At 55.7% G+C, this 6,615-nt stretch carries 8 protein-coding genes; 7 read left to right on the forward strand and 1 reads right to left on the reverse strand.

The window, feature by feature from the left end; all coding sequences use genetic code 11:
* The first annotated feature begins 15 nt into the window (after positions 1-15).
* The 7 genes from pxpB to nei are packed head-to-tail and all read left to right on the forward strand — an operon-like array spanning position 16 to position 5,550.
* A complete protein-coding gene (gene pxpB, locus JTI85_RS07600; RefSeq protein WP_048212264.1) occupies positions 16-672 on the forward strand; it encodes a 5-oxoprolinase subunit PxpB in 657 nt (218 codons plus the stop codon).
* The gene (gene pxpC, locus JTI85_RS07605) at positions 666-1,598 is read left to right on the forward strand and encodes a 5-oxoprolinase subunit PxpC (protein WP_048212263.1); all 933 of its coding nucleotides are present in this window, start codon (positions 666-668) and stop codon (positions 1,596-1,598) included. The genes pxpB and pxpC overlap by 7 nt, the downstream gene beginning before the upstream one ends.
* A complete protein-coding gene (pxpA, locus tag JTI85_RS07610) occupies positions 1,588-2,322 on the forward strand; it encodes a 5-oxoprolinase subunit PxpA (RefSeq protein WP_048212262.1) in 735 nt (244 codons plus the stop codon). The genes pxpC and pxpA overlap by 11 nt, the downstream gene beginning before the upstream one ends.
* Before the next feature lie 53 nt (positions 2,323-2,375).
* Positions 2,376-3,098: a DUF969 domain-containing protein gene (locus JTI85_RS07615; protein ID WP_005122560.1), complete on the forward strand. Its 723-nt coding sequence runs from the start codon at positions 2,376-2,378 to the stop codon at positions 3,096-3,098.
* Positions 3,095-4,090, forward strand: a complete 996-nt coding sequence (locus tag JTI85_RS07620) for a DUF979 domain-containing protein (RefSeq protein WP_048212260.1) — start codon at positions 3,095-3,097, stop codon at positions 4,088-4,090. Before JTI85_RS07615 ends, JTI85_RS07620 begins: the two co-directional genes overlap by 4 nt.
* A gap of 9 nt (positions 4,091-4,099) precedes the next feature.
* Entirely contained in the window at positions 4,100-4,744 is a 645-nt protein-coding gene (gene pcp, locus JTI85_RS07625) for a pyroglutamyl-peptidase I (RefSeq protein WP_219352370.1), read from the forward strand.
* 14 nt (positions 4,745-4,758) lie between these two features.
* Entirely contained in the window at positions 4,759-5,550 is a 792-nt protein-coding gene (nei, locus tag JTI85_RS07630; RefSeq protein WP_048212258.1) for an endonuclease VIII, read from the forward strand.
* Here nei and JTI85_RS07635 read toward each other — a convergent pair.
* Positions 5,547-6,593 (reverse strand): AbrB family transcriptional regulator, encoded by a 1,047-nt coding sequence (locus tag JTI85_RS07635; protein WP_219352571.1) that lies wholly within the window; start codon positions 6,591-6,593, stop codon positions 5,547-5,549. The two genes, nei and JTI85_RS07635, sit on opposite strands and share 4 nt — an antisense overlap.
* Positions 6,594-6,615: the final 22 nt, after the last annotated feature.

Raw genomic sequence — 6,615 nt, forward strand, 5'->3', positions numbered from 1 at the left:
TAAAGAGGGACGAAAGTGCAGCGAGCGCGTTGTTATCTGTTAGGTGAAACCGCGGTGGTTCTGGAGCTGGAACCGCCGATTACGCTGGCAACTCAGAAACGCATCTGGCGTCTGGCCCAGCGTCTGGCTGATGCTCCGAATGTACTTGAAGCCATTCCGGGAATGAACAATATCACGGTGATCCTGAATTCCCCGCAGACGCTGGCGCTGGATGCCATTGAACGTCTGCAACGTTGGTGGGAAGAGAGCGAGGCGATGGAGCCGGATTCGCGCTTTGTCGAAATCCCCGTTATCTATGGTGGCGAATACGGGCCCGATCTGGCCGAAGTCGCCCGGCACAGTGGTTTGAGCGACAAGCAGGTCGTTGAATTGCATGCGTCAGTTGATTATGTCGTCTGGTTTTTAGGGTTTCAGCCGGGATTTCCCTATCTTGGGAGCTTACCGGAACCATTGCATACACCAAGACGAGCCGAACCGCGCTTACTTGTTCCGGCAGGGGCGGTGGGGATCGGCGGGTCACAAACCGGTATCTACCCGATTGCAACGCCCGGCGGGTGGCAACTGATAGGACGTACCGCCGTTAAGCTTTTTGATCCGCAGCGCGAGGAGCCGATCCTGTTACGGGCTGGAGATACTGTACGTTTTGTCCCGCAGAAGGAGGGCGTATGTTAAACATCATTCGTGCTGGCCTGTACACCTCCGTACAGGATGGGGGGCGTCATGGCTTTCGTCAGTCAGGGATAAGTCACTGCGGCGCGTTGGACAAACCGGCATTGAACGTCGCTAATCTGCTGGTAGGAAATGATGCGAATGCTGCCGCGCTGGAAGTCACGTTGGGTCAGTTGGTGGTGGAGTTTGACGCGGATGGTTGGTTTGCCTTGACCGGCGCGGGATGCGAAGCGCATTTGGATCGTACTCCGGTATGGAGCGGTTGGCGGTTGCCGGTTAAAGCCGGACAACGCCTGGCATTAAAACACCCGCATCATGGTATGCGCAGTTACCTGGCGGTGGCGGGCGGTATTGATGTTCCCGACGTTATGGGATCGCGCAGTACCGATTTGAAAGTTGGTATTGGCGGGTTTGAAGGACGTTTGTTACGTGATGGCGATAAGTTGGCGATTGGTGTTTCAACACGACAATTCAATGGCCCACAAGGGGTAAAACAGTTGATGTGGGGCAACCACATTCGTGCGCTGCCCGGACCTGAATATCAGGAATTTGACGAGGCATCGCAGGCATCGTTCTGGCGATCGCCGTGGCGACTGAGCCCACAGAGTAACCGTATGGGGTATCGCCTGCAGGGGCAGCCACTGACACGCGCGACAGACCGCGAGATGTTGTCACACGGTTTGCTCCCCGGCGTGGTACAGGTCCCGCATAACGGGCAGCCAATTGTACTGATGAACGATGCCCAGACCACGGGCGGATATCCGCGTATCGCCTGTATCATCGAGGCGGATATGTATCACCTTGCGCAGATCCCTCTTGGACAACCGATTCACTTTGTTCAGTGCTCGCTGGAAGAGGCGTTGAAGGCGCGTCACGATCAGCAGCGCTATCTGGAACAATTAGCATGGCGACTTAACGATGAAAATTGATTTGAATGCAGATCTCGGCGAAGGCTGTGCGAACGACGCGATGCTGCTCCAACTGGTGTCATCGGCCAATATTGCCTGTGGGTTTCACGCCGGTGATGCGCAGACCATGCTCTTAAGCGTGCGCGAAGCGCTAAAAAATGGCGTGGCAATAGGCGCGCATCCGAGCTTTCCGGATCGGGAAAATTTTGGTCGTAGCGCCATGACCCTGCCTGTGGAAACGGTTTATGCGCAAACGCTGTATCAAATTGGTGCGCTGGCGACCATCACGCGCGCTGAGGGCGGCGTGATGCGTCATGTCAAACCGCACGGCATGCTTTATAACCAGGCCGCAAAAGATCCTGTGCTGGCCGATGCGATAGCCAGAGCGGTTTATGCCTGCGATCCGTCATTGATACTGGTAGGGCTGGCGGGAAGTGAGTTGATCCGTGCCGGAGAACATTATGGCCTGGTGACGCGTCAGGAGGTTTTTGCAGATCGGGGGTATCAGGCTGATGGTAGTCTGGTTCCGCGTAGTCAGCCAGGTGCACTGATCGAAGACGAAGAGCAGGCGCTGGCGCAAACGTTAGAAATGGTGCAGTCCGGGAGAGTAAAAAGTCACAGTGGAACATGGGCAAGCGTAACCGCGCAGACGGTATGCATTCACGGGGATGGTGAGCACGCACTCGCTTTTGCCCGTCGTTTGCGCAGCGCCTTTAATGCCTGCAATATTCAAATTAGCGCGTAAGTTTATTCATACAAAACAATAATATATTACACAACAACATAAGGGATTTAACTATGGGAGAGGCTATTTCTCTCTGGCCATTGACGGGTATCGCCGTCATCGTGGTCGGATTTCTTTTACGTTTTAACCCGGTATTGGTGGTTATCGTTGCCGGGATCGTCACCGGGCTGGCAGCGCATATGCCAATCGCCACTATTCTCGAAAAGCTGGGTGAAGGCTTTCTCAACACCCGCAACCTGCCGTTTATCCTGCTGATCCCGCTGGCAGTCATTGGTCTGCTGGAACGTCACGGTCTGAAAGAGCGTGCCCAGGCGTGGATCGCGAAAATCCGCAGCGCCACCAGTGGGCGTCTGCTCATTGTCTATCTGTTTATTCGTGAAGCGACCGCCGCGCTGGGCTTGACCAGCCTGGGTGGGCATCCTCAGATGGTACGTCCGTTATTAGCCCCGATGGCTGAAGGGGCAGCGGAGAAAAACCACGGGGAATTGCCGGGGGCCGTGCGTTATCGCCTGCGTGCAATGTCTGCGGCGACTGACAACGTTGGTCTGTTTTTCGGTGAAGACATCTTCGTTGCCTTTGGGGCAATCATTTTCATGCACAACTTTATGCTGGAGTCCGGTGGGATCCAGACCGAGCCACTGCATATTGCTTTGTGGGGGATCCCAACGGCAATTTGCGCCTTCTTGATCCACGGTACGCGCTTGTGGCGTCTGGATAACTATCTGCAGCGTGAGGTGGCGAAAGCCAATGCGGCAGCGAAAGGAGCAGCGCAATGAATTTTCAGCAAAGCTATCTCTACTGGCTGGCGGGTGCGGTACTGTTGATTGTGGCGGTGATGTCATGGCAGGACAAAGCGAACCCACGCCGTCTGAGCACGGGGCTGTTTTGGGGACTGTATGGTGTGCTGTTCCTGCTTGGCGACTGGACGTACTCACTGTTTGGCGACAAACGTACGGTACATATCGCGGTCGGCATTGCGGTGGTCGTCCTGGCGCTGATTGCCGGGTTTGGCGGCGTGAAGCTGGGCAGCTACCATCAGCGTACACAACAACAGCGTGAAGAAAGCGCCAGTCGACTGGGTAATCGCCTGTTTTTCCCGGCGCTGGCTATTCCGGTGGTGACCGTTATCGGTGTACTGATGTTTAATCATATTCCGGGTTTGCAGGATGCGCTGTTTGGGCCAGGGAATCACGCCACACTGGTCACGCTCTTTTCGATGACCGCAGGTTCGCTGATTGGTCTGGCAATGGCGATAAAAATGACCCATGAGCGCGTCCATCAGCCCATTCAGGAAGCCCGTCGTCTGCTGGATTCCATCGGCTGGGCGTTCATCCTGCCGCAAATTCTGGCGACGCTCGGGCTGCTGTTTACGGCTGCAGGGGTGGGCAGTGGTATATCGTATCTGACCCAGGAATACCTCGCGGTAGATAGCCGCTTTATCGCCGTGGCGGTGTACACCATCGGTATGGCGCTGTTGACGATGGTCATGGGGAACGCATTTGCTGCTTTCCCGATTGTGACCGCCGGGATCGGTATTCCAATTCTTGTGTTGCAGCATGGTGGTAATCCCGCGGTGATGGCGGCTATTGGCATGTTTTCCGGTTATTGCGGGACATTGATGACACCGATGGCGGCGAACTTTAACATTGTCCCTGCTGCGCTACTGGAGCTGCCGGACAAAAACGCGGTGATTAAGGCGCAGGTGCCAACCGGGATACTGCTGTTGCTGGTTAACGTGTTCCTGATGTATTTCCTGATGTTCCTGTAAGGAGGAAGGATGAAAACGGTCTTAATCACCGGATTTGAACCCTTTGGCGGCGAGTCAGTTAACCCTTCCTGGGAAGTGGTCTCCGGGCTCGACAATGCTATCATCGCCGGATGCCGCGTCGTTGCGCGTCAGCTACCGTGTGTGTTTGGCGAGTCTCTGGCCGTACTTAATGCCGCGATTGACGCGCTGTCACCGTCGTTGGTGCTGGCGGTGGGGCAGGCAGGAGGTCGTACCGATATTACCGTTGAGCGTGTGGCGATCAACGTGGACGATGCGCGTATCGCGGACAATCAAGGTCAACAACCGGTAGATGTGCCGATTGTCGCCGAGGGCCCGGCAGCATGGTTTAGCACACTGCCGATCAAAGCGATGGTGATGGCGATGCGCAACGCGGGAATTCCGGCCTCGGTTTCCCAGACCGCTGGCACTTTCGTGTGTAACCACGTGATGTATGGCCTGCTGCATAAACTACGCGACGCCCCGGCAGTGAAGGGCGGTTTTATCCATATTCCTTATCTGCCACAACAGGCCGCCGCGCACCCCGGAGCGCCAAGTATGGCGAGCGAAACGGTATGCCGGGCGCTGGAAATTGCCATTGACACTGCATTGCAGGTGGACAGCGATATCGCAGTGACGGGCGGCGCAACACATTAACAAAGGACAGTATTATGCCTGAAGGCCCGGAGATCCGCCGCGCGGCGGATAACCTGGAGGCGGCAGTCAAAGGCAAACCCCTGACGGATGTCTGGTTTGCCTTTGAGCAGTTAAAACCGTATCAATCCCAACTCATCGGGCAGAGTGTTACCCAGCTTGAAACGCGGGGTAAAGCCTTGCTGACCCATTTTTCCAATGGTCTGACGCTGTACAGCCACAATCAGCTTTACGGCGTGTGGCGAGTGGTCAATACCGGCAACATTCCGCAAACCACGCGGGTGCTGCGCGTCAGGCTGCAAACAGAGGATAAAACTATCCTGCTGTATAGCGCGTCTGATATCGAGATGCTGACGCCAGAGCAGCTTACCACCCATCCGTTCCTGCAGCGGGTTGGGCCTGACGTACTGGATGTACGTTTAACGCCCGATGACGTTAAAGCACGTCTGCTTTCATCCCGTTTTCGTAATCGCCAGTTTTCCGGTCTGTTGTTGGATCAGGCATTTCTCGCGGGATTAGGTAACTATCTGCGGGTAGAAATTCTCTGGCAGGTGGGGTTGACCGGGCAACATAAAGCGTCACAGATTAGCGATGAACAGTTGGATGCACTGGCGCATGCGCTGCTTGATATTCCTCGTCTGTCCTACAACACCCGTGGGCTGGCGGATGAGAACAAGCATCACGGGGCGCTGTTTCGCTTTAAGGTTTTTCACCGGGACGGAGAAGCCTGTGAGCGCTGTGGTGGGATCATCGAGAAAACGACACTTTCCTCGCGACCGTTTTACTGGTGTCCGGGCTGCCAGCATTAGGTAGGCTGTCTTGGCGCATGCGCTGAGATAAACCGCGCCACCGCCGGACCGGTCAATAAGATACTGAACAGCCGCAGGGTTTGCATCGCCATGATTAGCGCCATATCGGCGTGGCTGCCTGCGGCAATTACCGCGACGGAATCCACGCCACCTGGGCTGGTCGCCAGATAGGCGGTGAGAAAATCGATTTTCATGTAATGCGCCAGACCCCAGGCCATAGCGGCGCAGATCGCCATCAGTGAAAAAATGGACAACAGGATCTGCGGCAAAGGGCGCAGCGCCATTAAAAAGATCTGCTTGTCAAAACCCAGGCCGATTTGCCAGCCGATGGCCATATACGCTATCGCCAGTAGCCATTCCGGCAGTTCAATTACCATCACACCACCTGCGTTCAGCAGTGCGCCCGCCAGCATCGGCAGGAGCATGACGCCAGAGGGAATACGCAGTAAGCGCCCGGCTATACCGGCAACTGCGGCCAGCAAGATGGTGCTCAACAGATTAATACTCAGCGGTGGAAACCAGACGATTTGCTGACCTACCGTTTGTGCCTGATCGCCCATGACAAATCGGGTTACCAGCGCGGCAGCGCCGACCACCAACACTACCCGCAGATACTGCATAAAGGCAACCAGGCGGATGTCAGCGCCATAATCCTGCGCCATCGCAACCATCGCGGCTGCCCCACCAGGTGATGAACCCCACGCGCCGGTGTTCCCTGGTAGATTGCTGTAGCGAACCAGCAGCCAGCCGATTACCGCGCTGCTAATGAGGGTTACCAGCAGGATGACAATTACCATCGGCCAGTGTGCCGCAAGCGTGGTTAAAATAGATCCTGTGAGGTTTTGCGCAATCATACAGCCGAGAACGGCCTGCGCGGCAAGAAATGTGCAGCGGGGAGGGTGCAGGGAGATCCCGCGCATACTGAAAATGATACCGACGATCATCGAACCGAGCAGCAATGCGCCTGGGAGATGTATCAACAGGAAGAACAGGGAAAGAAGGAGCGATAGCAGAAACAACAGGCTCCACTGTAAAACAGGCATCCCATGCTCCTGAGTTAAATGA

Source organism: Citrobacter sp. Colony219 (assembly GCF_019382635.1).
Classification (GTDB): Bacteria; Pseudomonadota; Gammaproteobacteria; order Enterobacterales; family Enterobacteriaceae; genus Citrobacter; species Citrobacter youngae.